This window comes from Methylacidimicrobium sp. AP8 (assembly GCF_903064525.1).
In the GTDB taxonomy this organism is placed as follows: domain Bacteria; phylum Verrucomicrobiota; class Verrucomicrobiia; order Methylacidiphilales; family Methylacidiphilaceae; genus Methylacidimicrobium.
The window spans coordinates 2,031,797-2,058,008 of the sequence record NZ_LR797830.1 but is presented as its reverse complement, the minus strand read 5'-3'; the positions used below and the strand labels follow the sequence as shown (position 1 = coordinate 2,058,008).

At 64.1% G+C, this 26,212-nt stretch carries 24 protein-coding genes; 17 read left to right on the top strand and 7 right to left on the bottom strand.

Features of this window, described 5'->3' with window-relative positions:
- Positions 1-3: 3 nt before the first annotated feature.
- From MTHMO_RS09585 to MTHMO_RS09575, 3 genes are all read left to right on the top strand, one after another.
- On the top strand, positions 4-1,260 hold the full coding sequence (locus MTHMO_RS09585; protein ID WP_202214908.1) for a Glu/Leu/Phe/Val dehydrogenase: 1,257 nt from the start codon (positions 4-6) through the stop codon (positions 1,258-1,260).
- Between the two features lie 263 nt (positions 1,261-1,523).
- Positions 1,524-2,240 (top strand): dienelactone hydrolase family protein, encoded by a 717-nt coding sequence (locus MTHMO_RS09580; protein WP_237394882.1) that lies wholly within the window; start codon positions 1,524-1,526, stop codon positions 2,238-2,240.
- Complete coding sequence (locus MTHMO_RS09575) at positions 2,237-2,932, top strand: biotin/lipoate A/B protein ligase family protein (RefSeq protein WP_202214575.1); 696 nt, start codon at positions 2,237-2,239, stop codon at positions 2,930-2,932. The genes MTHMO_RS09580 and MTHMO_RS09575 overlap by 4 nt, the downstream gene beginning before the upstream one ends.
- A 13-nt stretch (positions 2,933-2,945) precedes the next feature.
- On the opposite strand, the gene ald is transcribed toward MTHMO_RS09575, so the two are convergent.
- Positions 2,946-4,055, bottom strand: a complete 1,110-nt coding sequence (gene ald, locus MTHMO_RS09570) for an alanine dehydrogenase (RefSeq protein WP_202214574.1) — start codon at positions 4,053-4,055, stop codon at positions 2,946-2,948.
- Between the two features lie 143 nt (positions 4,056-4,198).
- On the opposite strand from ald, the gene MTHMO_RS09565 reads away from it, so the two are divergent.
- A complete protein-coding gene (locus tag MTHMO_RS09565; RefSeq protein WP_202214573.1) occupies positions 4,199-4,759 on the top strand; it encodes an NADPH-dependent FMN reductase in 561 nt (186 codons plus the stop codon).
- Positions 4,760-4,763: 4 nt separating this feature from the next.
- On the opposite strand, the gene glgA is transcribed toward MTHMO_RS09565, so the two are convergent.
- A complete protein-coding gene (gene glgA, locus MTHMO_RS09560; protein WP_202214572.1) occupies positions 4,764-6,188 on the bottom strand; it encodes a glycogen synthase GlgA in 1,425 nt (474 codons plus the stop codon).
- Between the two features lie 225 nt (positions 6,189-6,413).
- On the opposite strand from glgA, the gene MTHMO_RS09555 reads away from it, so the two are divergent.
- From MTHMO_RS09555 to MTHMO_RS09540, 4 genes are read left to right on the top strand one after another with little or no spacing between them, the layout of a single operon-like run.
- Complete coding sequence (locus MTHMO_RS09555; RefSeq protein WP_202214571.1) at positions 6,414-7,391, top strand: PhoH family protein; 978 nt, start codon at positions 6,414-6,416, stop codon at positions 7,389-7,391.
- The gene (locus tag MTHMO_RS09550) at positions 7,388-9,031 is read left to right on the top strand and encodes an HD family phosphohydrolase (RefSeq protein WP_202214570.1); all 1,644 of its coding nucleotides are present in this window, start codon (positions 7,388-7,390) and stop codon (positions 9,029-9,031) included. Before MTHMO_RS09555 ends, MTHMO_RS09550 begins: the two co-directional genes overlap by 4 nt.
- 25 nt (positions 9,032-9,056) lie before the next feature.
- Complete coding sequence (gene ybeY, locus MTHMO_RS09545; RefSeq protein WP_237394881.1) at positions 9,057-9,356, top strand: rRNA maturation RNase YbeY; 300 nt, start codon at positions 9,057-9,059, stop codon at positions 9,354-9,356.
- Positions 9,357-9,359: 3 nt separating this feature from the next.
- Positions 9,360-9,911: a DNA repair protein RecO gene (locus MTHMO_RS09540; protein ID WP_202214568.1), complete on the top strand. Its 552-nt coding sequence runs from the start codon at positions 9,360-9,362 to the stop codon at positions 9,909-9,911.
- 19 nt (positions 9,912-9,930) lie between these two features.
- Here MTHMO_RS09540 and MTHMO_RS09535 read toward each other — a convergent pair whose 3' ends face one another.
- Both MTHMO_RS09535 and MTHMO_RS09530 read right to left on the bottom strand, forming a co-directional pair.
- Positions 9,931-12,060: an AMP-binding protein gene (locus tag MTHMO_RS09535; protein ID WP_202214567.1), complete on the bottom strand. Its 2,130-nt coding sequence runs from the start codon at positions 12,058-12,060 to the stop codon at positions 9,931-9,933.
- A gap of 90 nt (positions 12,061-12,150) precedes the next feature.
- On the bottom strand, positions 12,151-13,257 hold the full coding sequence (locus MTHMO_RS09530; protein WP_202214566.1) for a glycoside hydrolase family 3 protein: 1,107 nt from the start codon (positions 13,255-13,257) through the stop codon (positions 12,151-12,153).
- 107 nt (positions 13,258-13,364) lie between these two features.
- Between MTHMO_RS09530 and MTHMO_RS09525 the strand changes: the two genes are divergently transcribed.
- On the top strand, positions 13,365-13,637 hold the full coding sequence (locus tag MTHMO_RS09525) for an acylphosphatase (protein ID WP_202214565.1): 273 nt from the start codon (positions 13,365-13,367) through the stop codon (positions 13,635-13,637).
- Positions 13,638-13,653: 16 nt separating this feature from the next.
- On the opposite strand, the gene metE is transcribed toward MTHMO_RS09525, so the two are convergent.
- Positions 13,654-15,978 (bottom strand): 5-methyltetrahydropteroyltriglutamate--homocysteine S-methyltransferase, encoded by a 2,325-nt coding sequence (gene metE / locus MTHMO_RS09520; RefSeq protein WP_202214564.1) that lies wholly within the window; start codon positions 15,976-15,978, stop codon positions 13,654-13,656.
- A 120-nt stretch (positions 15,979-16,098) separates the two neighbouring features.
- Between metE and rsmA the strand changes: the two genes are divergently transcribed.
- The 8 genes from rsmA (at position 16,099) to MTHMO_RS09480 (ending at position 23,041) form a co-directional block, all read left to right on the top strand.
- Positions 16,099-16,875, top strand: a complete 777-nt coding sequence (gene rsmA / locus MTHMO_RS09515; RefSeq protein ID WP_202214563.1) for a 16S rRNA (adenine(1518)-N(6)/adenine(1519)-N(6))-dimethyltransferase RsmA — start codon at positions 16,099-16,101, stop codon at positions 16,873-16,875.
- A gap of 146 nt (positions 16,876-17,021) precedes the next feature.
- A complete protein-coding gene (gene merT, locus MTHMO_RS09510; protein ID WP_202214562.1) occupies positions 17,022-17,402 on the top strand; it encodes a mercuric ion transporter MerT in 381 nt (126 codons plus the stop codon).
- A gap of 13 nt (positions 17,403-17,415) precedes the next feature.
- Positions 17,416-17,724 carry a mercury resistance system periplasmic binding protein MerP gene (merP, locus tag MTHMO_RS09505; RefSeq protein ID WP_202214561.1) on the top strand — a complete coding sequence of 103 codons (309 nt, stop codon included), beginning with the start codon at positions 17,416-17,418 and terminating at the stop codon, positions 17,722-17,724.
- Between the two features lie 47 nt (positions 17,725-17,771).
- On the top strand, positions 17,772-19,337 hold the full coding sequence (merA, locus tag MTHMO_RS09500; RefSeq protein ID WP_202214560.1) for a mercury(II) reductase: 1,566 nt from the start codon (positions 17,772-17,774) through the stop codon (positions 19,335-19,337).
- A 12-nt stretch (positions 19,338-19,349) separates the two neighbouring features.
- On the top strand, positions 19,350-19,583 hold the full coding sequence (merE, locus tag MTHMO_RS09495) for a broad-spectrum mercury transporter MerE (protein ID WP_202214559.1): 234 nt from the start codon (positions 19,350-19,352) through the stop codon (positions 19,581-19,583).
- 294 nt (positions 19,584-19,877) lie between these two features.
- Positions 19,878-20,357, top strand: coding sequence for an acetolactate synthase small subunit (gene ilvN / locus MTHMO_RS09490; protein WP_202214558.1), 480 nt, complete (start codon positions 19,878-19,880; stop codon positions 20,355-20,357).
- A gap of 21 nt (positions 20,358-20,378) precedes the next feature.
- On the top strand, positions 20,379-21,434 hold the full coding sequence (gene ilvC, locus MTHMO_RS09485) for a ketol-acid reductoisomerase (RefSeq protein ID WP_202214557.1): 1,056 nt from the start codon (positions 20,379-20,381) through the stop codon (positions 21,432-21,434).
- Positions 21,431-23,041 (top strand): 2-isopropylmalate synthase, encoded by a 1,611-nt coding sequence (locus tag MTHMO_RS09480; protein WP_202214556.1) that lies wholly within the window; start codon positions 21,431-21,433, stop codon positions 23,039-23,041. The genes ilvC and MTHMO_RS09480 overlap by 4 nt, the downstream gene beginning before the upstream one ends.
- A gap of 38 nt (positions 23,042-23,079) precedes the next feature.
- On the opposite strand, the gene MTHMO_RS09475 is transcribed toward MTHMO_RS09480, so the two are convergent.
- On the bottom strand, positions 23,080-23,301 hold the full coding sequence (locus MTHMO_RS09475) for a hypothetical protein (RefSeq protein WP_202214555.1): 222 nt from the start codon (positions 23,299-23,301) through the stop codon (positions 23,080-23,082).
- A gap of 84 nt (positions 23,302-23,385) precedes the next feature.
- On the bottom strand, positions 23,386-26,157 hold the full coding sequence (ppc, locus tag MTHMO_RS09470) for a phosphoenolpyruvate carboxylase (RefSeq protein ID WP_202214554.1): 2,772 nt from the start codon (positions 26,155-26,157) through the stop codon (positions 23,386-23,388).
- Between the last annotated feature and the right edge of the window lie 55 nt (positions 26,158-26,212).

Here is a 26,212-nt window from a genome sequence, read left to right as displayed (position 1 = left end):
GCGATGCGCTTTCTTCTGGACAACCCGACCTTTGCCATGGCCTGCCGGCAGTTCGATCAAGCCGCGGACCTTCTCGATCTTCCTCAGGACCTGCGCGAGCGGACCAAATGGCCGAAGCGGATGGTGACCGTAGCGGTTCCCGTGCGCCGCGATTCCGGGGAGGTCACCGTGTTCAACGGGTATCGGGTGCAGCACCATCTTTCCTTGGGACCGACCAAGGGAGGGATCCGGTATGCTCCCACTGTCGACTTGGGGGAGGTATCCGCGCTTGCCATGTGGATGAGCTGGAAGTGCGCGTTAATGGGGCTTCCGTACGGGGGAGCCAAGGGGGGAGTCGCCTGCGATCCGCGGGAGCTCAGCCGGAGGGAATGCGAGGCGTTGACGCGCCGGTATACCCAGGAGCTTATCCCGTTCCTCGGCTCCCACTCGGATATTCCAGCGCCGGATTTGGGCACGGACGAGCAGGTGATGGCCTGGATGATGGATACCTACTCCAACCATGCCGGCTATGCGGTCCCGGAGATCGTCACCGGGAAGCCGGTCTCGATCGGTGGTTCTCTAGGCCGCCGCGAGGCGACTGGCAGAGGAGTCGCTTTCCTCGTGAATCGGGCCGCCGAGCTGCTCAAGCTCCCTTCTCCCTTGCGGGTGATCGTGCAAGGATTCGGCAACGTTGGTTGCCATGCCGCTCTCGAGCTCGCCCGCACCGGAGCGAGCATCGTCGGGATCTCCGACCGGACCGGTGCGGTCTATCGTGCCGGAGGGATCGATCTGGCCGCCCTGCAGCGGCATGTCGCGCGCGAGGGCGGCGTTCAGGGTTTTTCGGAAGCCGACCCGATCGATGGGGAGGAGATTCTGGTTCAGCCGTGCGATGTCCTGATTCCGGCCGCGGTCGAGCGGGTGATCAGGGCAGACGTTGCCGGAAGAATCCGATGCCGCATCCTCGCCGAAGGAGCTAACGGCCCGACGACACCGGAAGCGGACGGCGTGCTGGCGGAGCGGCCGGAGATCTTCGTCCTGCCGGACATCCTCTGCAACGCGGGCGGGGTGGTCGTGAGCTACTTCGAGTGGGTGCAGGATCTCCAGAGCTTCTTCTGGTCGGAGAAGGAGATCTACGATGCGCTCTTCCGCATCCTGACGGATGCTCTGGCGAAGATTCTCAAGCGGGCGGAACAGCGGAGGGTTTCCACGCGGATGGCCGCTTTGATGATCGGGATCGAGCGGGTGGCGGAGGCTAAGAGGATTCGAGGGCTCTTCCCGTGATTTCGCTTTTTGCTTGCCCAGGAGCCGGGCCGTGGGATGTTCTGGGTAGCATCCGTTGGTGCGGAGTCCCTTAGGTCGTGCGTGGTTGGATTCTTTTGCTCTTCGGCTCTTGGTTCGTGCTGCCGGCCTTTGGGGCCGAGAAGGAAGCGGAACCGGGAACGGCCGCAGCGGAAGCTTCCTCTGCACCGCCAGCTGTTCGCGCGCAGCCCGTCCCTTCGGTCGTCGAGACGGCTAAGCCTGCCCTGCGCGGGGCGATGGTCCGTTTGAGCGATTTCGGCGCGGATGATATCGCCTATCTTTCGATTCCCGACAGCCCGCCCGTGGCGGCGGTCGTTTTGGTCCCCGGCATGTGGGGGTTGGACGACCGGATCAAGCTTTGTGCCGACCGGTTGGCCCGGCAGGGATTCGTCGCCTTGGCCGTCGATCTCTTCAATGGACAGGTTCCTCCCGACGCGCGGATCGCCGCCGACTTGGAACGAAGTTTGCGGGGCGAGTCTTGCTTCCGCGTCATCCGGGCGGGCATCCGGTTCGTGCGGGAGAGCCCGCGTTTCCGGACGGACCGGGTGGCGTTGATGGGCTGGGAGGTCGGCGCGGGCTTCGTCCTCGAGCTGCTTCTCGTCGAAAAGGGGATCGACGCCGGGGTGTTGTTCTATGGTCCCCTCGAGCTCGATCGGGGAAAGCTGGCGAAGCTCAGGACTCCGGTTTGCGGAATCTACGGAGACCGCGATCCTTCCATCCCCAAGGAGGAGCTCCTTCGCTTCACCAAGATCGTGGAAGAGGAACATAAGCCTTTCGACCTGCATGTCTTCCCCGCCGGAAGCAGTTTCGCCGATCCGCGCAGCCCGAGCTTCGACCCGGTCAGCGCGGAGGCGGCATGGAACATCGCGGCGCACTTTTTGGATCGCAATCTGGCGGAAGCCGGAGGCCCGAAGAAGAACGGGGGATGGCTCGATCTTTTCCGCATGAGCGAAAAGAAATGACCTCTCCGCCCGCTCCCCGGGAAGGCGGAGGAGCGGGAGTCTGGCGGCTCCTCCGGCACGGCCCCGGGGGCCGTGCCTGGAATATGGCTGTGGACGAGGCCCTTCTGCGATCCTCTCCGCGCCCGCTCCTTCGGATCTACGCGTGGGCTGAGGATGCCGTAAGCATCGGCTACTTTCAGCCGTGGGCAGAGGTTCCGGCGGGCCGTCCGTTCGTCCGCCGCTGGACAGGAGGGGGACTGGTCGATCACGCCGCCGACCTGACGTACACGGTGATCGTCCCGCGCAGCCATCCTGTTGCGGGGCTTTCGACCTTGGACGCGTATCGGCTTTTCCATACCGCCGTTTGCCGGGCCCTCCTCTCGCTCGGGTTTTCCGCCGAATTGGCCGCCGCAAGCGCGCCCGGCTCTTCGGCCCACTGCTTCTCCCGCCCTGTGCGTTTCGACGTGATGGCGGGGGGCAAGAAGATCGCCGGCGGGGCCCAGCGGCGGACGCGCGAGGGGCTCCTTCACCAGGGTAGCATCCTTTGGTGGGCGTCGGATCGCGATCGTCTCGCCTCCGCTCTCCCATCGGCGCTGGCGTCCCTCCTCGGGGCGGAACTTCAACCTGATCGGCTCGCCCCGGAGGAAGCTCGGCTGGCCGAGCGCCTCGAGCGGGAGCGATACGCGACCGAGTCGTGGAACCGGCAGCGGTGACGCAGGTGCGCCGCTAGCGGAGGATCTTGTCCAGGTCGGCCGCCTGCCATCCGAAGGCTTCGGCCACCCCCGGGCAGGTCACCTTGCCGCCGAGCGTATTGATGGCGGAACGGAGCTCCGGATGCGTTTTCGCCGCCGCGATGCCTTCGGCGGCCAGAATCCGGATCCAAGGAAGCGTGGCATTGGTGAGCGCGAAGGTCGAGGTCCGGGGAACGGCTGCGGGGATGTTGGCCACCGCATAGTGGAGGATCCCGTCCACGGAGAAGACTGGATCGTCATGGGTCGTCGCGTGTGTGACCGTCTCGATGCAGCCGCCCTGATCGATGGATATGTCCATCACGACCGAACCGCGCCGCATCTGCTGGACCATCCGGCGAGAAACAATCTTCGGCGCAAGTGCACCAGGAACCAGGACGGCACCGATCACCAGATCCGCACGTTGAAGCTCCTCTTCCAAGTAGTACGGGGTGACCACCGCGGTGCGGATCCGGCCGCCGAAGAGGTCGTCGAGCAACCGCAACCGGACCGGACTCTGGTCGAAGAGGAGTACCTCGGCCCCCATGCCTGCCGCGATCCGAGCCGCCTGTGTGCCGACCGTGCCGCCGCCGATGACGACAACTCGTCCAGGCCGAACGCCGGGCACCCCGCCGAGCAGGATTCCGGAGCCCCCTTGCGCGCTCTCGAGAAAATGGGCGCCCGCTTGCACGGCCACCCTTCCGGCGACCTCGCTCATGGGTATAAGCAGGGGCAGGCTGCCGTCGGAGAGTTGCAGCGTCTCGTAGGCCAGGGACGTCACGCCCCGGGAAGCGAGCGCTTCGGTCAGCCGGCGGTTGGCGGCCAGATGGAGATACGAGAAGAGGAGAAGCCCTTCCCGGAGGAAGGCGAGTTCCGAATCGTCGGGCTCCTTCACCTTCACCACGAGGTCGGCTCGCCAGCACTCTTCCCAATCGCCGATCCGCCCGCCCGCCCGGGAGTATTCCGCATCGGAAAAGCCGCTCAGCAGGCCGGCTTCCTCCTCGACCGTAACCGCATGGCCGGCCTGCACCAGGGCGTGAACGCCGGCGGGCGTGAGGGCGACTCGGTTTTCGCCTCTCTTTCGCTCCTTCGGGACGCCGATGTGCATGGTTGTTTCCTTTCCGATGGTCGGCAACAAAGCAGGCTGTAAGGGCCGCGACAAGCCTTTTTGCCGATCTCTCGGCACGGCGAAGATCCGTTTTGCGAGGTGCTGCTTGCCTTGCCGGGAGGGACCCCTTATGCAAGGGAGCGGTGCTGGCGATCCTGATCGGAACGAATCGCTTGGGGAGCCGCGCGCGGATCGTCGGCGCGCAAATCGCCCGGCTATATGCGGCGCTGGGAGAGCAAGTGCGCCCGATCGATCTCGGATTCCTGCCGGCGGCCGTGGGGAGCCCGCGCGCGTACGCCGAGAAGCCGGCGGAGGTCCTCCGGTTTGCTTCGCTCTTGCAAGCGGTGCTAGGGGTCGTCGTTGTGCTTCCGGAATACAACGGGAGCATCCCGGGCATCCTCAAGCTCTTCCTCGATCTTCTGCCGCACCCTAGTCCTTTGGACGGCAAGCCGACCTGCATGGTGGGCGTGGCGCGGGGCCGGTTCGGCGGCCTGCGGGCGGTCGACGATCTGCAGAGACATCTCGTCTACCGAAGAGCCCATCTTTACCCCGACACGGTTCTTCTCTCGGATATCGAGAAGCTGCTCGGGTCCGAGGCGAGGATCGAGGACCCGGCCGCCGTAAAGCGGCTGCGGGAGCAGGCGGAAGGATTTCTGCGCTTTGTAAGGAAGCTGCAGGGAAGCTCGCCTGCGGATCCTCCCTGATCGCTCACGCGAGCATCCCACGGTAGAGTTCTTCATAAGCGGCCGCGCTTCGATCCCAAGAGAACTCCTGGCGCATGGCTTCCCGGCGCATGGTTTCCAGGCAAGGGAGGTTTTGATAGACGGTCCTTGCCTTCTGGATGGCTTCGAAAAAAGCCGCGCTGGTCGGGGACGAAAAGAGAAATCCGGTCCCTCGACCCGTCGCCGGATCCCAAGGAAGGATGGTGTCGGCCAACCCTCCGGTCTCGCGCGCGATTGGGAGCGTCCCGTAACGGAGGGCATAGAGCTGCGTCAGGCCGCACGGCTCGAAAAGGGAAGGCATGAGAAGAAAGTCGGAGGCGGCCAACAGGAGGTGGGCGAAGGCTTCGTCGAACCCGATATGAACCACAATGTTCTCGGGGAATGCGCGAGCCAGATCGCGCAGCTTCTCCTCCCAGCCGGGATCGCCTTCTCCCAGCACGACAAGGTGATCCCCTTCCTTCCGGAGTTCGGGGGCGACATCGAGCAGGAGTTGAATGCCTTTTTGCTCGGTGAGCCGGGAGATCATGCAAAAAAGCGGCGCCCGGAAGGGCTCCCACCCGACTTGCTTAGCCAGCCGGTCCTTCGAAATCTGCTTGGCGCCTAGGCTGTTCTCCGAGTAAGGCATGGGGAGGAGGGGGTCGCGGCTCGGGTCCCAACGGCTGTAGTCGGCGCCGTTGAGAATCCCGGAGAGCTTGTACTTCCGCTCCCGCAGCACGGCGTCGAGCCCGCAGCCGAATTCCGGCGTCTGGATTTCCTGGGCATAGTGCGGGCTCACGGTGGTGAGCCGATCGGCAAAGACGATCGCGGCTTTCAGGCAGTTGATGTGCTGGTGAAACTCGATTCCTTCCGGCGTAAAGTACTCCGCCGGCAGGTTGGTCAGGGGGAAGTCCAAGCCCCAAAAGACCCCTTGGTAGGCGAGGTTGTGAATCGTGAACACCGTTCGGTACGGGAGACGCGCGGAGCGGACGAAGACCGGAACCAGACCGGTGTGCCAGTCATGGAGGTGGAGGATCTCCGGGGCCGGTCGAACATGCCGGGCGAGCAGGGGTATGATCTTGGAAAAGAAAAAGAACCGGCTCGCATTGTCTGCGTAGTCTTCTCCGGGACGGCCGTACAGGTAGGTCCGGTCGAAAAACTCGTCCTTTTCCACAAGAAAGAGGCGAACGTCCCGATCGGTGCGGCCTTCCCAGATCCGGGCACTATGTCGTCCCTCACCTAACGGAGCGTGGAGAACGAGATCGGTGGGCCTTAAGTCCGCAAGCGTATCCCGGATCGAACGGAAGAGCGGAAGGACGCAGGCGACCGAGTGGCCGCGCCCGCGCAGCGCCGCCGGAAGGGCGGCCAACACATCCGCCAGTCCCCCGGTCTTCGCATAGGGAGCAAGCTCCGTCGCGGCGAAAAGGATATTCATTTTGCGCGAGATCTACGTTCGCGCTGGCGAGGAAACCCGCTTTGGATTTGCACAAGCGCAGACTTGAAGATAGTTTGCTTTCGGATAAAAAGATCGAATCGAAATGTCAAAGGCTTGCGCCTTGGCTCCGCCGTCGCGTGATCGACGCTCCCGCGTCTCGCTATCTCCGGCGAGGACGTTCGACGGAATCACTCATGTCTTGCGGAAGGTCATAACGCAAGTGCGATGACACGGGAGACCCTGGCGTTTGACGGGCCGAGGGATGTGGCGGAGATACTCGGCAATGAATCGAAGAATGTCCGCATCCTCGAAGAGGCCTTCTCGGTCAAAGTGACTACCCGGGAAGGCTGGGTACGCATCGAGGGGACGCCCGATGGGGTGGCGAAGGCTACGCAAGCCTTCCGCCAGCTCAAGGATGCCCGGCATCAGGGCGTGAGCATCGGAAAACGGGAGCTGCTGTACACCGTGGACGCTGTGGAGCGAGGAGACGGAGTCGATCTGGCCACGTTGCAGAAGCAAGCCTTGCGCCCTTCTCCCAACGGGGCGTCGATTCTGGCGCGTACACCCGGTCAGCGAGCCTACGTGGCGGCGCTACGCAGCCATGAGCTCGTGTTCGGGGTGGGGCCGGCAGGAACGGGGAAGACCTACTTAGCGGTCGCCGCCGCCGTGGCGGCGCATCGGGCGCAGGAGGTGCAGCGGATCGTGCTGACCCGACCCGCAGTGGAAGCTGGAGAAGCCTTGGGCTTTCTCCCGGGCCAAGTGGAGGAAAAAATCTTTCCCTATCTTCGTCCTCTTTATGACGCCTTGCAGGATATGCTCCCTTCCGAAGAGCTGCAGCGCTATCTGAGCCGAGGCTGGATCGAGATCGCGCCGCTGGCGTTCATGCGAGGCCGGACCCTGTCCCATTGTTTCGTAATCTTGGATGAGGCGCAGAACACCACTCCGGAGCAGATGTTCATGCTGCTGACCCGCATGGGCCCGGACTCCCGGTGTGTCGTCACCGGAGATCCTACGCAAATCGATCTTCCCCGGGGTCGGCGGTCGGGCCTGCTCGAAGCCGTTTCCGCCCTCCGGGGGCAACAAGGGATCTCGATTTGCGAATTTTCGGAACAGGACGTAGTCCGCCATGAGCTGGTCCGGCGCATCCTCGAGGCGTATCGCACGCATCGCGAGCGAGCGCGGCGCGGGGGAGGCGGCGCATGAGCTTTTTCGAACGTTGGCGCTTGCTGCGCAAAGGGCTGGCCTGCAGCCGATCCCGGCGGGCGTCCAGCTCCTCTCCGTGGAGAGAGAAGCTGGAGACCGACAGGCGCGTCCGGGGTCTCCTCTTCGCCCTCTTCACCGCGCTTTGCATCGTCTGCGGTAGCTGGCCGCATTCCCATCCGACCTACGCGGTAGCCCTGCTCACGACCGTGCTGGCGGTCGGGATCTTTATCCCGATGCGGATCGGGCTGCCCGATCTCTTTAAGAGCAATTCCAAGCTAGCGCTCGTGCTGGCGGCCGTCCTCATCAATCTCTACATCGGCAAGGCCGTGTATCTCTGGTCGATGCACCAGCCGGGAGCCGAGTTCCGCGCTCTGTACTTCTATGTCCCGACCGCCTTTGCTCCCTTGCTGACGACCTCGCTTCTCGGCTCCTTCCCGGGCCTCTTCACGGTCTTCGCCTCCTCCTTGTTCAGCGCGGTCTTGATCAACCAGAGCATTCCGCTTCTGGTGAACAATCTGGTTTCCGGCTTTGTCGGGGTCTACATGACCCGGCAGGTGCATCGCCGCCGCGACATCATTCAAGCCGGGATGGCTGTAGGCTTGGTCAGCCTGATTTGCGCCATGGCCTTCGGCTACGTGGGCGAGACGGAGAGCGACGTGCTGATCGAGCAAGGGGCCTGGAGCGTCATCCTTGGTTTTTTGACCGGGGTCTTCGTCAACGCGATTCTGCCCTTCATGGAAGAGCTCTTTTCCGTGAATACCGACTTTACGTGGCTCGAGCTCTCGGATTTGAATCATCCTCTGCTGCGGCGACTGGCGGCCGAGGCGCCCGGAACCTATCACCACAGCCTGATGGTGGCGAATCTGGCCGAAGCCGCGGCGCAGAGGGTGGGAGCCAACCCGGCTCTCTGCCGGGTGATGGCCTACTTTCATGACATCGGGAAGCTGGTGAACCCCCAATATTTCGTGGAAAACATCAACGAGGAGGAAAACCCCCACGACCGGCTCTCTCCCTCGTTGAGCGCCCTGGTCATCGTCTCCCATGTCAAGGATGGGGTCGAGCTGGCCCAGCGTTACCATCTGAAGCGGCCTATCGTGGAAGGGATCCAGCAGCACCATGGCGACTCCCTGGTTTATTATTTTTATCAACGAGCCCTGCGAACGATCGAAGATTGCAAGGTCGGAATCCGGATTCTGGGAGCCTCGGAAAAGGACGTCCCGGGATTCGACGAAAGCCAGTTTCGCTATCCCGGCCCGAAGCCGCAGAGCCGGGAGGTTGGTATTCTCATGCTCGCCGACGTGGTGGAAAGCGCTTCGCGCTGCTTGGAAAAGCCGACCGCGCAACAGATCGAAGAGATGGTGCACGAGCTGGTCGAGAAAAAGCTCGCCGACCATCAACTCGACGAGTGCGATCTCACCCTTAAGGAGTTGCGTGCGATCGAGGCAACTCTGAGCTTTACGCTGAAGACGATGTTGCACAGCCGCCTCCGGTATCCGCAGAAGGAAAAAGATGGTGCCGAAGCTCTTCCTGTACAATCGGCAACGCCAGGTGCGCCTCTCCCCCCGAGCCTTGCTACGCCAGTGGCAGATGGCTCTTCGGCGAATCGGGACACGCGGCAGACCGTTGCCTACGAGCATTGATCTTTCCCTGGTTTCTTCGCGGGCCATGGCGGCTCTTCATGCCGAATGGCTGCAAGTGCCGGGACCGACAGATGTTCTTGCCTTTGATTACGGGGAGGTCTTCGTCTGCCCTTGGGTGGCAGAAAGGGAAGCACCCCGGCATCACCTGACGACCGAAGAAGAGGTGCTTCTTTACGGGATCCATGGTCTGCTTCACCTCGCGGGATGGGACGACCGGTGCCCCGAGGACCGGCTGGCGATGGAGGCCGAGCAGCGGCGCCTGCTTGCCTTGGCGCGGGGAGCCGCACCTCGCTCTTTCTTCCGTGATGCTCCCGGGGGGCGCTGAAGGATGGACCGGAATCGGCATACCGAGGCCATCCTTCTTCGCCGGCATTCGTATTCCGAGAGCAGCTGGATCCTCGGCTGGCTGACTGCGGATCTGGGCTGGATTCAGACTCTGGCCAAGGGTGCCAAAAGGAAGCCGGGTGTCCTCCGGGAGCCGCTCGATCTGTTTTATCTCTGCGAGATCGCGGTGCTTCGGCCGCGCACGGGGGAGCTCTATCTCTTTAAGGAGGCTAGCGTGAAAAATCCCCTTTTAGCCCTTAGGAAAAACTGGGCCACGTTTTCCTGCGCCCAGTATTTCGGGGAGCTGGCGGGTGGCTCCGTGGAACGCGGAACGCCGGTTCCGGAGCTGTATGACTTGCTCCGGAAGGCGTTCACCTATCTGGAGACGCATCCCCCTTCCCTGCTGCTGGTCGAACGCTTTGAACAGCGCCTCCTGGCCCTCAGCGGCATGAAAGGAGCCGGACTCGACGGCCTCGGCGAGCTGCTGGGCGGGGGCGCTCCCCGGATTCTGGCGATCCGCCGGAGGGTGCAGGAAGCCCTAAGGCCTTCCGGATAGCGGCCGGGCTTCCCGGGTATCACTCTCCTTCGGTGAGGGCGATCTCCCGGAGTCTGCGGAAATCGACCTTCCCCAAAGGGGTTTTGGGGATCTCGGGTCGAACGATCACCTTGCGCGGGCTCCAGAGGGAGGAAAATCCCCGCGCGGCCAGCTTGCGCCGAATCGCGGCGGGTGACAAGGGCTGGTTGGAGAAAAGAACGAGCTCCTCTCCTCGCTTTCCATGGGGAATCCCGACGACGGCGACTTCCAAGGTTTCGCCGAGTTCCGGAATGAACGCGCGCAGAACCTCCTCTTCCACCGTTCCATGGGGCACCATTTCGCCAGCGAGCTTGGAAAAGCGGCTGATCCGCCCTTCGATGCGCAGGAAACCCGCTTCATCGAGGCATCCGACATCCCCGCTCACGAGCCAGCCGTTTGAGAGCGCAGCTTCGGTGCGGACCGGGTCGTCGAGATAGCCCCCGAAGATGTTCGCCCCTCGGAAACAGAGAATGCCCCTTTCGGAAAGCGGAAGGTCGGCTCCGGTGTCGATGTGCCGGATCCGCAAGCTGATGCCCGGAGCAATTCGGCCCACGGTTCCCAGCCGGTTTCGCTCGCTGTAGGCGGGGCTGCCCGCCGGGTAGCGGAGATCCATGACGTTGGTCGAAATCACGGGCGAAGCCTCCGTCAACCCGTATCCCTCGCAGACCGGGGCGCCGAACTTCACCTGGAATTCGGCTGCCAACGCGGGCGGAAGCTTTTCGGATCCCACGATGACCAGCTTCAGGCTGCGTAATTGCTGGGGTGTGGCCTTTCGCAAAAGCGTCCGTAGGAACGTGGGGGCCGTAATGAGCAGGTCGATATGGTAGGTCTCGATCAGTTGGGCGAGCGTTTCGGCCTCAGTCGGGCTTACGTAGGTGACGGCGTGCGGGCCGCCGAGGAGAGGCCACCAGAGTGTGGCGGTGGCCCCGAAGCTATGAAAGACCGGCAGGCAGGCGAGAAGCCGCTCAATCCGGATTTGACCGAGGATCGCCTCGATCTGGCTGACGTTGGCCAGGAGATTTCGGTGGGATAGGACCACTCCCTTCGGATCGCCGGCCGTCCCGCTGGTGAAGAGAAGAGCGGCCTCCGCATCCCCCCCATGGGCGGGGATGCGGGCCAGGCGGATGGCGAGCCGGGCGGGCACATAGGCGGAAAGGAGCAGGTCACGGAGGAAGGATAGGCGGGAAAAGCTCCGCAGAAGGTTGGGAAGATCCACCGTCCGATCGGTCCATGGGAAATCGGCCAGCTTGGCGCGAAGGGCGTCGGCCGTGAGGATCGTTCGGAGGCCGGAATGGCGTATGGCCACGGAGTTCATCGCGCGTCCGGCCGTAAAATTGAGGTTGACCGGGGTTTTCCCAGCCAGAAGGCAGGCGAGGTTGGCGATGGTGGCCCCGATCCCATGTGGCAACACGATTCCGACGCGCCGCTCGGGAACCCATCGGTGCAGCCAGCGTGCCAGGCGTAGACCGGCGGCGAGCAGCTTTCCTCCGGAGAGACTGCGCCCTTCCTGGAATCCGTCGGTAAGGATGACGCGGGAGCGAGCGCGGCGTAGAGCCAGGAAACAGGCCACGCCCAGCCCTTCTTGGATTTCGGGCCTCTCGGAAAGTGCTCGCTCGCCGAGATCATACCAGCTCTTGTGGAGCCAATCGCACGAAGCGGCCGGCATGGGGCACGGCGGGCCGATGTAGACGAGGAAGGACTCCGCCGGTTCCGATGCGTCCGGAGTCCAGCGCAGCAAGAGCCGGGCCCATAGGCGGTCCACCCACGCGGGGCAGACCGGCCCACGGTAGTCCTCGAAGACCTTTTGGAAGACCGGGTTCGGGGACCGGACCGTCTGATCGAGATCCGAGCGGATGTCGTCCGCCAGTGCAACGACCTCACCGGTAGCGACTCGCTCGCGGATCATTCGCGCGATCGCAGCGGACTCCTCTTTGCCGAATACGGTGACCCCCTGACGGCGGAGATGCGCGATCTCCTCCGCCGAAAGGCCGGTGTCCGGCACCGCCAGGAGCAGAGGGCGCGGGAAGTCCGCGCCCAGGGATAAAAGCGACTCGAGCGAGGTACCGGCGACAGCCAAGAGGCAGCCTGTCGGAGGCAGCCATTCTATTCCGAGCCAGCGAGAAGTCGACATGCGAAGGAAAGGAAACTGCGCTAGAACGCGGCTGATGGCAACACTGCTTTGCCACCGTGATTTGCGGGGGAGAAGAGCCGATTCCTTTGCTCAAAAGGTTTCGACCGGGGACCGCTTGGCGCCGTCGTGCGTGGGAAGGCTCGCTTGTTCGGGCGGAAGCGTGTCCGCCCGGAGCCGGCCGATCCGGACGTCGATAGCAACGAAGCGTTCGAGAGAAAAGGGGATCGGATCGGCCAGCCGGTTGCGCACCGCCTCGATCCGTCGCTCGGCCGCGCTTCGGAGAGTGGCTGGCAGGCGGGCGAGGCGTTCGGCGACCTCCCATCCGAGATGCGGCCGATGGCAGATGAGCACGAGATCGTTGCCGGCCCGGAGCGCCAGCTCTGCGGCTTCCGGGAGAGCATATCGATTCGCGATGGCGCCCATATCGAGGTCATCGGTCACGACCAGGCCGGAATAGCACCACCGTTCCCGGAGAATCCCCTTGACGAGGGCCGGGGAGAGGGAGCTGGGCGTGCCGGAGGGGTCGATCGACGGGCAGCGGACATGCCCGACCATGAGGGAGTCGCAAGCGGGCAGAAGCCGGCGGAACGGTATCCACTCCTCGGCGTCGAGCTGCAGCGGCGTCCGTTCCAGGGATGGGAGGGCCTCGTGCGGGTCGACGCGCACGAAGCTGTATCCCGGGAAATGCTTTCCGCAGGAGAGAATCCCCTCGGCGCGCATGCCCTCCAGAAAAGCGGAGGCGAATCGAACGACTTCGTCCGGAGTGCGGCCGTAGCATCGGTCCCGGAGGGAGTTGTCGGCATCGTTGTCAATTTCGATATCCAACACCGGGGCCAGATTCCAGTTGAGTCCGAAGAGCCGGAGGAGCTGCCCGGTGAGAGAGCCGTGACGCCGGACCAGGGATGGGTCTCCGCGCTCACGCAGATGGCGCGCGGAGGGCGGCTCGTTTCCGATCTGCCTGAGCCGGGAGACGCGGCCCCCTTCTTGATCCACGGCGAGAAAAGGGCGGAAGGGCAAGAGGGCGCGCAGCTCGTCGAGCAGGGCACGGAACTGCTCCGGAGAGCCGATGTTCCGACTGAAAAGGATGAAGCCGGATGGGCGGATGGCCCGCGCCAGCTCGCGCGTGGCCGGGTCGACTTCCGGTCCAGGAATCCCCAAGATTAGAAACTTCCCGCCCTCGGTTAAAGAATCAGACATGGGCGGCGCCACTCCATTGGGAAACGTTGCTGTCCTTGCGCCCCGGAAGCCGATAGATTGATCGGCACGGCCGACAGCGAAGGACGCGATCGGCCGGATGCACTCGTATGAAAAAACGGTTGCGCGTCGTTTACTCCGGCAGGGTCCAAGGCGTCGGGTTTCGCGCGACGGTCGCCCGCTTCGCCCGAAGCCTCCCTCTGGATGGCCTGGTTTGGAACCGCCCGGATGGGCGCGTGGAACTGCTGGTCGAAGGCGACGAGGAGGCCATCGCCCGGTTGTTGCAGCGAGTAGGCACGAGCCATTTGGCCTCGGGAATCGAATCGGTGGATGTCCATTGGGAAGAACCTGGCGGTGATCTCCGTGGGTTCGTGATCGCCTGAGATGCGCCCTGTCTTTTCAGGCCCCCGCTTCATCTTTTCCCGCCAACTCCTTCCGGAGAAGCCTGGCCGCCGCGACCATGTGGCGCAGGGAGGGGACGACCTCCGCCGGGCTTCGCGTCTTGAGACCGCAATCCGGATTGACCCAGAGCGCGGTCGCCGGAAGCACGGCCAAAGCGCGCCGCAGCGCGGTGACGATCTCCTCCACCGAGGGGATCCGAGGCGAATGGATATCCCAGACGCCGGGGCCGATCTCATTGGGGTAACGGAAGTGGACGAACGCATGGAGGAGCTCCATGCCGGAGCGGCTGGCCTCGATCGAAATCACGTCGGCATCGAGCGCGGCGATCGCGTCGATGATGTCGTTGAACTCCGAATAGCACATGTGCGTGTGGATCGCCGTCGCGTCGTCGACGACCGATGCGCTTAGCCGGAAGGCCTCCACGGCCCAGGTGAGATAATCGGGCCAATCCGCCCGCCGGAGCGGCAGCCCCTCGCGCAGCGCTGGTTCGTCGATCTGGATGATCGAGATGCCGGCCTTTTCTAAATCGGCGACCTCATCCCGAATGGCTAGGGCGATCTGCCGGGCGGTGGTGGAGCGGGGCTGGTCATCCCGGACGAAGCTCCATTGGAGGATCGTGATCGGGCCGGTGAGCATTCCCTTCATCGGCTTTTGCGTCAGCGATTGCGCGAACCGGGACCAGCGAACCGTCATCGGTTTCGGCCGCGACACGTCGCCGAAGATGATGGGCGGCTTGGTGCAGCGGGAGCCGTAACTTTGCACCCATCCGTTTTCGGTGAAGGCGAAGCCGGCGAGCTGCTCTCCGAAGTACTCCACCATATCGTTGCGCTCGAATTCCCCGTGGACCAAAACGTCGAGGCCGATCTCTTCCTGCAGCGCGACGACCTTGCGGATTTCTCCTTCCAGGAAGGATTCGTATTCGGCGGTCGTAAGCCCTCCGGCCCGCCACCGCGCCCTGGCCTTCCGCACCTCGGGCGTCTGGGGAAAGGAGCCGATCGTGGTCGTCGGAAGGAGGGGCAGCGGATGGAGGCTGCGCTGCGCTTTCCTTCGAACCGGATAGGGGCTCTTCCGCTGGAGGTCGAGGGGACGGACCGCCGCCGCCCGCCGTGCGACCTCCGGATCGTGCACCCGGCTGCTTGCTCGACGGCATTCCTGGATCCGCCGATTCTCCTCGAGAGCGGGCCGAGAGGCCGGATCTCCGACGGCAAGTCGGGCCAACAGGCGGACTTCGTGAAGCTTTTCGTCCGCAAAGGCGAGCCAGCTGCGCAATTCCGGATCGAGGCGCTTCTCCCCTTCCAGGCTCACCGGAACGTGGAGCAGCGAGCACGACGGCGCGAGCCAGAGCCGGTCGCGTCCTAGGACCGCCAGGGCGCGTTCGATGACGAGGAGCGACTCGGAGAACCGGTTGCGCCAGACGTTCCGCCCGTCGACAATACCCAAGGAGAGAATCATATTCCGCGGGATCGCGCTTAGGACATGCTCTAGCTCCGAGCCTCCCCGCGTGGCATCCCAATGCACGGCGTCGACCGGCAGGGAGAAGACCGGTTCGAGATTATCACGCAGAGGGCCGAAGTAGGTGGCCAAGAGGATCCGGAGTCCGGGGACGGCTGCACGGAGCTCGCCGTAGGCGACCGTAAGCGCCGCTTGGAAGGAAGGGGGGAGGTCGAGAACCAAGGCGGGCTCATCGATTTGGATCCATTCGCAGCCGATTTGGCCGAATCGTTGCAGGATTTCCCGATAGACGGGAAGAAGAGCGGGGAGCAGCGCGGCCGCATCCCCGTTCCCTTCCATCTTGGAGAGGCGGAGGAAGCTGATCGGTCCGAGGAGCACGGGCTTCGCCGGGAAGCCGAGCTGCCGCGCCTCCAGGAACTCGTCGAACGGCTTCCGGGAGGATAGGCGGAAGGTCTGACCCGCCTTCAGCTCCGGAACGATATAGTGGTAGTTGGTGTCGAACCACTTCGTCATCTCCATGGGAGCGATGCCTTGGGAGCCGCGCCCATGCTCGCGCTCCAGCAGCCCGCGAGCCATCGCGAAGAGTTGATCGACCGAAACATTGTCTCCGGGCGGGCCGAATCGGGGAGGGACCGCGCCCAGGAGGGCAGCCGTGTCCAGGACGTGATCGTAAAGGCTGAAGTCGCCCGTCGGAAGCCAATGCATGCCGGCGGCCTTCTGGCGGGTCCAGGCTTGCCGGCGAAGATCGGAAGCGGTTTGCAAGAGCGCATCGAGCGCAAGGTCTCCCTTCCAGTAGGATTCAACCGCTCGCTTGAGCTCGCGATTGGGGCCGATCCGCGGATAGCCTAGATTATGGGTGGTCAGCTCCATGCTATTCGCGGATAACAGAAGGGATCGGGCGCCGCAAGCAAGGTTTTTACGGGCGGTGAGGAACGGCGCGCGGAACGGAGAGGAGGGAATCCCGCGCTGGATGGAAGTCGAAAAGAAGGGATGAGCATACGGGAGATCCGCGAGCGGCTCGCGGCGTCGGCGCTCCGCCCGCAGCGCCGGCTGGGGCAACACTTCCTTCACGACCGGAATCTCGCCCGCTGGATCGTCGACGCGGCCCTTCAGGAGCTGCCTGGACCGTGGCGGGTTTGGGAGATCGGTCCCGGCCTCGGGATCCTGACGGAACTGCTCTTGGAAAAAGGGGCGGAGGTTCGAGCGATCGAGATCGACCGGGGTCTTGCCGCGATCCTGCGCGAGCGCTTCGGGGCCGAGGCCCGCTTCGCACTCCACCAAGGAGACGTTCTCCAAGCGGAATGGCCCGATCCCGCGGGCGAGTGGATCTTGATCGGCAATCTGCCGTATTCGATTTCCGGCCCCTTCCTCGCTTCTCTCTTCCGCCGCCGGGCGCCCTTCCGCCGCATCGTGGTCACGCTCCAGCGGGAGGTCGCGGAGCGGCTTGTGGCCGCGCCGAGACAGTCGGCCTTCGGGAGCCTTTCCGTCATGGGTCAGTCGCTCTATCGCATCGTGATCCGCAAGCGGCTGCCGCCGTCGGTCTTCTATCCCGCCCCGAAAGTAGAGTCAGCGGTGGTTCGGCTCGAGCCCTTGGGCGAGCCGGGCATTCCCGGCGAGGAGCGGGAAGGCTTTTGCGCCTTCGTCCGCGAAAGCTTCCAGCAGCGGCGGAAGAGCTTGGGAAGGCGGTGGAACCGCAAGGAGCCGCGTCGTCCCGAGGAATTGAGCGTAAGCGAGTGGGTGGAGATCTGGCAGGAGCTGCGCGGCTAAGCGTCGCGATTCTCCCGGTGCTCTCCCGCACCCCGCCCGCCGGTCCCGGATTTCCGGCGGGGACCGAGCGGGAATGCCTCCCCCTTCCGCTTCCGAACCGAGGACCCTTGACACCGTAGTTAGGTACGGTGGCTATAGTGAATCCAATGAGGAGAGAGCCCGGAGAAGAGAAAGCCGTTTCGGAAGGAAAGAGAGGCGGCGGTGCCCTGGCGGCGGCGGGATTCGCCGCGCTGCTCGCCTCGGGCTGCTGCCTGGGCCCCCTGGTGCTGGTGGCGCTTGGGTTCTCGAGCGCTTGGATCGGCAACTTGACCGCCCTGGAACCGTATCGGCCGATTTTCATCGGTGTGGCTCTGGTTGCGCTCTTCTTCGCCTGGCGGGCCATCTTCGGCGGGGCAGCCTCCTGCAAGGCCGAAGAAGCCTGTGCCGCGCCGCGGGCCGCAAAGGTCTACAAGATCCTCTTTTGGCTCGTGGCCGCCCTGGTCATGTTCGCCCTGGGCTTTCCGTACCTTCTGCGGCTCCTCCCCTGAAAAGGAGATGGAGATGAAGCTCGAAATGAACAAGAAGACCCTGATCGTGCTCGCCGGCTTGGCCGCGGTCATGATTTCCCTGGCTTGGGCGTCGACGCAGAGCACGACGCTGTATATCCCCCGAATGTCTTGCGGGGCCTGCCCGGCGACAGTCCGCACCGCCCTCAAGCGGGTGCCCGGCGTGGAAAAAGTGACCGTCGATCGAGACAAAAAGCTCGTGACCGTCACGTATGACGATCGAAAAACCGACGTCAGTGCGCTGAAGCGCGCGACCAAGAATGCGGGCTACCCTGCCGGCGAGAAAGAGAAGGAGAAGCAGTGACCGCACCGGCGGCTTCTTCTTTCCGCCACTCTCTCCCGATCGAAGGGATGAGCTGCCCCTCGTGTGCCGAACGGATCCGGCGGGCTTTGGAGAAGGTCCCTGGCGTCCGGTCCGTGTCGGTATCGTATGCCGAGCGACGGGCGGAGGTCATGACGGAGGGCGCGGTGGCTCGGCAAGCCTTGGTGGCTGCGGTGACCGGCCTTGGATACCAAGCGGGGCCTTTGCACGTGGCGGTGATCGGAAGCGGGGCGGCAGCGATGGCGGCCGCCCGGAAAGCGGTTGAGCGCGGGGCGCAGGTGACGCTAGTCGAGCGGGCCACCATCGGCGGCACCTGCGTCAATGTCGGCTGCGTGCCTTCGAAAATCCTGATTCGGGCCGCCCAGATCGCCCAGCTACGCCGCAAAAGTCCGTTCGACGAGGGCCTGCCGCCCACCCCGCCGGCGATCCGGTGGGAGCGGCTGCTGGCCCAACAGCGGGGGCGGGTCGAAGAGCTGCGCCACGCCAAATACGAGAGCGTCCTGGCGGAGAATCCGGCCATTCGCGTGCTGCACGGCGAAGCGCGGTTCCGGGATGCCGGGAGCTTGATCGTCCGACTCCGCGGAGGCGGCGAGCATGCGTTGCCCTTCGATCGCTGCCTGATTGCCACTGGGGCGAGTCCCGCCGTACCCCCCATTCCCGGCCTCCGGGACACTCCCTACTGGACTTCGACCGAGGCGCTGGCGGCCGAGGTCCTGCCGGAGCGGCTGGCGGTCATCGGCTCATCGGCCGTAGCCGTGGAGCTGGCGCAGGCCTTTGCACGGCTCGGCAGTCGGGTGACCATCCTGGCCCGGCATACGCTGCTCTTTCGGGAGGATCCGGCCGTCGGCGAGGCGCTGGCAGCCGCTTTCCGGGAGGAAGGCATCGAGGTGCGCGAGCATACCCAGGCGAGCGCGGTCGCCTACCGGAACGGCGAGTTCGTACTCTTCCTTCCCGACGGCCGGCTGGCCGCCGACCGGCTGCTGATCGCGACTGGCCGAAAGCCGAACACGGAGAGCCTGAACCTGGAGGCGGCCGGCGTGGCTTGCAACCCGCAGGGGGCGATCATCGTCGATGCCAGCATGCGCACGAGCGTCCCGGGCATTTACGCGGCCGGCGACTGCACCGACCAGCCGCAGTTCGTCTACGTCGCGGCCGCCGCCGGAACCCGCGCGGCGATCCACATGACGGGCGGGGATGCATCGCTCGATCTCACCGCCATGCCCGCCGTGGTGTTCACCGATCCCCAGGTCGCCACCGTGGGCCTGAGCGAGCAGGAAGCCCGTCTGGCCGGGATCGAGACCGAGAGCCGCACGCTCACCCTCGACAACGTGCCGCGTGCCCTCGTCAACTTCGACACGCGGGGCTTCCTCAAGCTGGTGATCGAGGAAAGCTCCCGCCGCCTGATCGGGGTGCAGGCGGTGGCACCGGAAGCCGGGGAGTTGATCCAGGCGGCGGCGCTGGCGATCCGCTGCGGGATGACCGTGGAGGATCTGGCCGACCAGCTCTTTCCCTACCTGACGATGGTCGAGGGATTGAAGCTCGCAGCGCAGGCGTTTCGCCAGGACGTGAGGCATCTGTCCTGCTGCGCCGGATGATTGCGGGAGAAGATGAGCGCGAACCAGGGAGAAGCGCAAACCCTCCGCCGGCTATCCGGCTTCCTATGGGCAGGGCTGGCTGTGTTGAGCTGTCCTTGCCATTTTCCGATCCTGGCCCTGGCTCTGGCGGGGACGGCCGGAGGGGCGTTTCTCTGGGACCACCGCTGGGCCGCCGCACTGGGAATGACCGGCCTCTTTCTGCTCTCCCTGCAGCAGGCCCGGCGGGCGTTCCGCAAGCGCTCGTGAGGGCTTTGCGCGGCCGCGGGAGGGAGAAGACTCCGGTCTCCATGTGTTGATGGGGAGTGGTGCCGGGCGAAGGCGGCGAATGTTTTGCTTTGACCCTGAAGCTGCGGAGGATTATCCAATACCTAAGTCATGGAAAGGATGACGCTGGCGTCGATCGGCAAGCTAGCCGCCCTTTAGGGGAGCGGGGCGCGGTCGTCGCGGCGTTCGGATCGTTTTCCCGTTTCTCCTGCTTTCGAGAAACGGATTTTTTTTATGGAGCCGGGGAACTTGTCCAGGAAGGAGCCGGAAGCGCGGATGCGGCACACGATCTCGGTGCTTGTCGCGAATCGATTCGGGGTGCTGACCCGAATCGCGGGCCTGTTCAGCGGACGCGGGTATAATATCGATACCTTGAATGTAGGTCCGACCCACGACGAGAAGGTTTCCCGGATGACGATCGTCGTGAAGGGGGACGACAAGGTCCTCGAACAGGTGACGAGGCAGCTCAACAAGCTGGTGGACGTGATCGCCGTTCAGGATTTTCGGGAAGGGGAATACATCGACCGCCAGCTGATCCTGGTGAAGGTCAAAAGCACCGAGCGTTCCCGAGCCGAGCTCATGCAGATTTGCGACATTTTCCGAGCGAAGATCGTGAACGTGGAGCCGGAGGACCTGACGATAGAGATCACCGGGGATGAGAGCAAGGTGGAGAAGTTTCTCTATTTGATGAAGAGCTTCGGGATCCTCGATATTTCTCGAACAGGCAAGATCGCCTTGCCCAGGCAAGGAAAATAGCAAGGAGCGGAGACGGAGACTATGGGGGCGAAGATTTATACGGAAAGAGAGACGAGTTTGGCCCCGCTGCAGGGACGGGTCTTCGGCGTGATCGGGTTCGGGTCGCAAGGACATGCGCACGCGCTCAATCTGCGGGACAGCGGGATCGAGGTGATCGTGGGCCTTCCGGAGAAGAGCCGTTCGGTGAGCGTGGCACGCGATCTGGGATTTGCCGTATATCCGGGCGCGGAGGTGGCGAGGAGGGCGGACGTGATCTTCTTGGCCGCCCCCGACCTGGCGATCGCCGATATCTTCGCGGCCGATGTCGCCCCGAACCTCCGGCCCGGGCGGACGCTGGGCTTCGCCCACGGGTTCGCCGTTCATTATCGGACGATCGCTCCTCCCGCGGACGTGGACGTCGTTCTCGTAGCCCCCAAGGGACCCGGCCACCTGGTGCGGCGGGAATTTACCCAGGGCAAGGGAGTGCCCGCGCTGGTGGCGGTCGGCCAGAACGCCTCGGGCAAGGCCTTGGAGACGGCTTTGGCCTGGGCCGCGGGCATCGGAGCGGCGCGCGCCGGAGTCATCGAAACCACCTTCCGGGAGGAGACGGAGACCGATCTCTTCGGAGAGCAGGCGGTGCTCTGCGGCGGGATGACCGCCCTGGTGCAGGCAGGCTTCGAAACCCTGGTCCAGGCGGGATACCAGCCGGAACTGGCTTATTTCGAATGCCTCCATGAAATGAAGCTGATCGTCGACCTGATGCACGAAGCCGGTATTTCGGGCATGCGCTTTTCGATCTCGGAAACCGCCAAATGGGGGGATGTGACGGTCGGCCCGCAAATCATCGACGAACACGTACGCGCCACGATGCGGAAGGTTCTTTCCCGTATCCAGGATGGGAGCTTCGCGCGGGAATGGATCGCCGAAGCCCGGGGCGGGAAGCAACGGTATCTGGAGCTTCTGCGGCAGGGAGCCGCGCACCCGATCGAGCAGGTGGGCGAGCGGATGCGCTCCCTCATGCCGTGGCTGAAAAAACGGGATGTGTCGGGGGCGCAGGCCGCCTACGAAAAGGGTCCGGCAAAAGAGAAAGCCATATGAACGAGGCTGCTCGGGTCACGATCTTCGATACTACGTTGCGGGACGGAGAGCAGTGTCCCGGGGCGAGCATGACGCCCCGGCAAAAGCTCGAGGTAGCGCGCCAGCTGGCGAGGCTCGGCGTCGATGTGATCGAGGCCGGCTTTCCGGTCATCAGCCAGGGGGATTTCGCCTCGGTTCGGGATATCGCCGAGCAGATCGAGGGTCCGAAAATCTGCGGGCTGGCACGCTGCATCGCGGCGGACATCGACGCAGCGGGCGAGGCGCTGCGGCCGGCCGGAAGGCGCGGACGGATTCACGTTTTCCTGGCGACCTCGTCGATCCACCGCGAGCACAAGCTGGCGAAGAGCCGGGAGGAAGTCGTTCGCATCGCCGTCGAGGCGATTCGCCGCGCCCGCGGCTACGTCGAGGACGTGGAATTTTCTCCGGAGGATGCGACCCGGACGGAGCCCGATTTTCTCGTGCGCATCGTGACCGAAGCGATCGCCGCGGGCGCAACGACGATCAACATCCCCGATACCGTCGGATACGCGACGCCCGGAGAGTTCGCGGAACGGATCCGGATGCTTCGCGAAAGCGTTCCCAACATCGGGATGGCCGTGCTGAGTGTGCATTGCCACAACGACCTCGGCTTGGCGGTGGCCAACTCGCTGGCGGCGCTCCAGGCGGGGGCGCGGCAGGTCGAAGGGACGATCAACGGGATCGGCGAGCGGGCCGGGAACGCGGCGCTCGAGGAGATCGTGATGGCGCTTCGCACGCGCCGCGACGTGTTCGGCGGACTCGATACGGGCATCCATGCCAAGGAGATCGTCCGGACCAGCCGCCTGGTGGCTCGGATGTCGGGTCTCCACGTCCAGCGCAACAAGGCAATCGTCGGAGAAAATGCGTTCGCCCATAGCGCCGGAATTCATCAGGACGGAGTCCTCAAGAAGAGAGAGACCTACGAGATCATGGATCCTACCTCGGTCGGCTGGGGGGAGAGCGAGCTGCCCTTGACGAAGCACAGCGGCCGGGCCGCCTTGGAAAAAAGGCTCCGGACTCTGGGATTCGGGCTGAGCCGCGAGGAGATCGACGCGATCTTCGGGAAATTCAAGGAGATCGGCGACAAAAAGAAGTTCGTGTACGACGACGATCTGGTCGCTCTGGCCGAAGGACAGATCACCAGAATCCAGGAGACTTTCGAACTGGTCTATTGGAGCGTTTCGACGGCATTCCAGGGAGTGCCCACTGCTACTGTCCGCCTCCGCAAGGGAGGGGCGGTGTTGACGGACGCCGGGGTGGGCGACGGGTCGGTCGACGCGGCGATGAAAGCGATCGATCGGATCACCGGACGGCACGGGCACTTGGTCGAATATCGGGTGGAAGCCGTCACCGAAGGCAAAGACGCGATCGGCGAAGTCACGGTTCGCGTGGACTTCGGCGAGAACAGGCTGATCACTGGGAAAGCCGCCTCCACCGATGTGGTCGATGCGAGCGTTCGAGCTTATCTCAACGCCGTCAATCGTTCCTTTCTTGCCCGGACGGCGCCCGGAGCCGAGGCGGGCGACGCCTCTTCTCCGGAAAAGACATCCGGCCGGGAGCCCGTGGCAGCCGCTGCAGCCTGCTCTTGATCCGGGGGGCGGACCTGCGGTGCCGAAGGAAGAGCCGCTCAGGGGAGGGAGGCGGCGGGGCGACCGGAGAGGGGAGGCGCATACTCCGGCAACAAGATCGTGATCAGACGGTTGAAAGTAACGAAGGCCAAGAGAAACAGATAACCCATCACGATAATCACGATCAACCCGAACGTCATATCCCGGTGCCGATGCTCGTGGGTCGCATCCTGATGCTCTCCCGGCCTGGGCGCCTGAATGCGGTTGCCATGCGTTTCCACGGCACAATTAAGCCGCGTTCCGGGTGAAAAAGCAAATCCATTCATCGATATTCAAGCGAACCGTTCCGGGCGTGCGGAAGGGCCTCATCCGGTATTGCGCAAGCCGGCGCTGATTCCGTTGACGGTCAGCTCGATAACCCGGCGCAGGGCGCGTTCCTCCGCTTCCTGGCCTTTTTCGAGAGCGCGCAAGCGGCGGATCATCTCGACTTGGATATAATTGAGCGGATCGACATAGGGATTCCGAAGCCGGATCGAACGCTGCAGGATCGGCTCCCGGTCGAGCAGGGATTCGATCCGGCAGATGGCCAGCACCGAGGCGACCGAACGATCGTATTCGGCCCGGATTTTCGAGAAAATCCTCTCCCGGATTTCCGAGTCGCGCACAAGCGAGGCATAGCGTTCGGCGATGCTCATATCGGTCTTGGCAAGGGACTGCTGAGCATTGTCGAGCGTGGTGCGAAAGAAGGGCCATTCCTCGTACATTTCCCGCAGTAGCGCAAGCCCGCCCGGGGATCGTTCGCAAAAGGAGGCCAGGGCACCCATGCCATACCAGGCGGGCAGGACGAACCGGCTCTGCATCCAGGAAAAAACCCAGGGAATGGCCCGCAGATCCTCCAGAGAATCGGCCTGCGAGCGAGCAGCGGGCCGGGACCCGAGGTTGAGCTGCCGCAGCTCGTCGATCGGCGTGGCCTCCTGCCAGAACCGGAGAAAGCCGGGATCGTTTCGCACCAAGTCGTGGTAGAGGACAACGCTTTGCGCGGCGATCTCTTCCATCGCGTCGGTCCAGCGGGCGGGCGGGCGCGATGGGGCTTGCGAAGCATGAATTCCGGTGAGAACCCCGTAGGTGATCTGTTGAAGGATCCGAAAGGCGAGGTCCGGATCGTGGTAGCGGGTGGAGAGCACCTCTCCCTGCTCGGTGATCCGGATCTTTCCTGCGACCAGCCCGCAGGGCTGGGCCAGAATGGCCTGGGCCGCTGGCCCTCCACCGCGAGCCACCGTTCCGCCGCGGCCGTGAAAGAGGATGGGAGCGACCCCGTGCCGGTGGCAAACGTCGACGATGGCCTCTTGCGCCTTGAAGAGCGCCCAGCTGGCCGCCAGGTAGCCGCAGTTCTTGTTGCTGTCGGAATACCCGAGCATCACGATCTGCTCGTTCCCGTGTCGTTCCACGTGCGATCGATACCCCGGATGGGTGAGAAGACATTGCAGGATCGCCGGAGCCGCCGCGAGATCGCTCAACGTTTCCACCAGCGGTGCGATCGCGAGATCGACCCGGGCGATACGGCAGAGCAGGAGGACCTCCAGCACATCGGAGGGCTCGCGGGTCATGCTGATGACGTAGACCCCCGCGCACTCTTTCCCATAGAGCGCCTGGGCTCGCGCAGCGGTCAAAAGAGAGCCGAGGGCATCACGGCCGGCCTGATTGCAAGCCTCCCATAGCCGGCGAAGATCGGTGGACGGCGGATTCCGGAGCAGATCGGTGAGAAGGGCTTGCTTGCGGGCTTCATCCAGCCGCGAGTAGTTCGCAATCCCGCCGTAGGCCGGCAGAATTTCGTCGAGCGCCTCTTCATGCACGCGCGAGTGCTGGCGGATATCGAGGGCGGCGATGTGGACGCCGAAAGTTCTCACCTGTCGCCGGAGGCGGAGCAGGTCCCCGTCGGCGAGTTCCGGAGCTCGGCCCCGCCTGAGCGTCGCGGCGATGGCATCGAGCTCTCGGTCGAGATCGGCCGCCGTGAGCTGAGGCTCGGGAGGGGGTCCGAACAAGTCGAGAAGGTCGGCGGCCCGAGCGTTGTCCCGCTCGGCGAGCACCTCTTCCTGCATGGCGGCCAACAACAGCCGGTAGGGCTCGTTCGGATAGAGAAGGGCGAGGCGGTTGCGCTGGAGAATCCGTCGCTCTCGTTGCGAGAAGAGTTCGAGCAGCGCCGCCGCCGAAGGGTCCCGGCGGACGGAAACAGTGAGAAAGCGCGAGAGCCGCTCGAGGCCTGCAGCGATCTTAGACAGCGCCAGACGGCGGTGAAGAACGAGGGTTTCCGCGGTCGTCTCGAATGTCACCGACGGATGTCCGTCCCGATCTCCTCCGATCCAAGAGCCGAAGGAGATCCAGCGCTCCGGGGGCCGCACCGTCGGGTAGTGGCGCGCTAGAGCTCTTTCCATCTCGGCTTGCAGCTCGGGGATGACGTCCCAGAGCGTCGCATCGAAAAACCAGAGTCCGGTCCGCACTTCGTCGAGGACTTGGGGTCGCTCGGTACGGCTGCGATCGGTAAGCCAGAGGGAAGCGATTTCTCTCTCCATGGCAGCAATCCAATCGGCCGACGGATCGAAAAAGATTCTTTCCCTCTCGCGGAGCAGCTTCGCCAACCGCCGGAGCTTGATGAGGATCGTGCGCCGCTTGGCTTCTGTCGGGTGTGCCGTCACGACGAGCGTGATATGGAGCTTGTCGACGATCCGTTGCATCTCTTCCGGCTTGACCCCTTTAGTCTTGAGCTCCGCCAATGCCGCTTCGATCGAGGCGCGAGGGAAAATGCCGGACTCCAGCTGCCGCTTGCGGCGGCGGCGCAGCAGATCGATCCGGTAGTCCTCCTCGGCCAAGTTGACCAGCTCGAAGTAGCTGGTGAAGGCCATGGCGATTTCGTAGGCGAGCGGCGCCGACAGCCCGGCGACCGCGGCGCCAAGTGCTTCGGAGGCGGATGATTCTCCGGCCCGGCTGGCTTTGGCCAGCGAGCGGATCTCCTCCTCGACAGCCAGCACCTCTTCCCCTTCGATCCCGGAGATCACGCGGCCCAGAGCATCTCCCAGGAGGTGAATGGCCTGGGATAAGCGTTCGAAATCGTGATCTGTCGGCGGAGGCCTTGAGCTCATGTGTGCCCGAATCGAGGGATAGTACACTCCTTTTGCCGCCGCGCAAAGGCGAGGG

Coding starts and splice junctions, on each gene's coding strand:
- MTHMO_RS09555 (WP_202214571.1), top strand. CDS start 6,414: ATGACACGGGAGACCCTGGCGTTTGACGGGCCGAGGGATGTGGCGGAG.
- MTHMO_RS09530 (WP_202214566.1), bottom strand. CDS start 13,257: ATGTCTGATTCTTTAACCGAGGGCGGGAAGTTTCTAATCTTGGGGATT.
- metE (WP_202214564.1), bottom strand. CDS start 15,978: ATGGAGCTGACCACCCATAATCTAGGCTATCCGCGGATCGGCCCCAAT.
- glgA (WP_202214572.1), bottom strand. CDS start 6,188: ATGAATATCCTTTTCGCCGCGACGGAGCTTGCTCCCTATGCGAAGACC.
- ppc (WP_202214554.1), bottom strand. CDS start 26,157: ATGAGCTCAAGGCCTCCGCCGACAGATCACGATTTCGAACGCTTATCC.
- ald (WP_202214574.1), bottom strand. CDS start 4,055: ATGCACATCGGCGTCCCGAAGGAGCGAAAGAGAGGCGAAAACCGAGTC.
- MTHMO_RS09575 (WP_202214575.1), top strand. CDS start 2,237: ATGACCTCTCCGCCCGCTCCCCGGGAAGGCGGAGGAGCGGGAGTCTGG.
- merP (WP_202214561.1), top strand. CDS start 17,416: ATGAAGCTCGAAATGAACAAGAAGACCCTGATCGTGCTCGCCGGCTTG.
- MTHMO_RS09550 (WP_202214570.1), top strand. CDS start 7,388: ATGAGCTTTTTCGAACGTTGGCGCTTGCTGCGCAAAGGGCTGGCCTGC.
- ilvN (WP_202214558.1), top strand. CDS start 19,878: ATGCGGCACACGATCTCGGTGCTTGTCGCGAATCGATTCGGGGTGCTG.
- merE (WP_202214559.1), top strand. CDS start 19,350: ATGAGCGCGAACCAGGGAGAAGCGCAAACCCTCCGCCGGCTATCCGGC.
- MTHMO_RS09480 (WP_202214556.1), top strand. CDS start 21,431: ATGAACGAGGCTGCTCGGGTCACGATCTTCGATACTACGTTGCGGGAC.
- MTHMO_RS09585 (WP_202214908.1), top strand. CDS start 4: ATGCGCTTTCTTCTGGACAACCCGACCTTTGCCATGGCCTGCCGGCAG.
- ybeY (WP_237394881.1), top strand. CDS start 9,057: ATGGCGGCTCTTCATGCCGAATGGCTGCAAGTGCCGGGACCGACAGAT.
- merA (WP_202214560.1), top strand. CDS start 17,772: ATGAGCTGCCCCTCGTGTGCCGAACGGATCCGGCGGGCTTTGGAGAAG.
- MTHMO_RS09525 (WP_202214565.1), top strand. CDS start 13,365: ATGAAAAAACGGTTGCGCGTCGTTTACTCCGGCAGGGTCCAAGGCGTC.
- MTHMO_RS09540 (WP_202214568.1), top strand. CDS start 9,360: ATGGACCGGAATCGGCATACCGAGGCCATCCTTCTTCGCCGGCATTCG.
- merT (WP_202214562.1), top strand. CDS start 17,022: ATGAGGAGAGAGCCCGGAGAAGAGAAAGCCGTTTCGGAAGGAAAGAGA.
- ilvC (WP_202214557.1), top strand. CDS start 20,379: ATGGGGGCGAAGATTTATACGGAAAGAGAGACGAGTTTGGCCCCGCTG.
- rsmA (WP_202214563.1), top strand. CDS start 16,099: ATGAGCATACGGGAGATCCGCGAGCGGCTCGCGGCGTCGGCGCTCCGC.
- MTHMO_RS09535 (WP_202214567.1), bottom strand. CDS start 12,060: ATGTCGACTTCTCGCTGGCTCGGAATAGAATGGCTGCCTCCGACAGGC.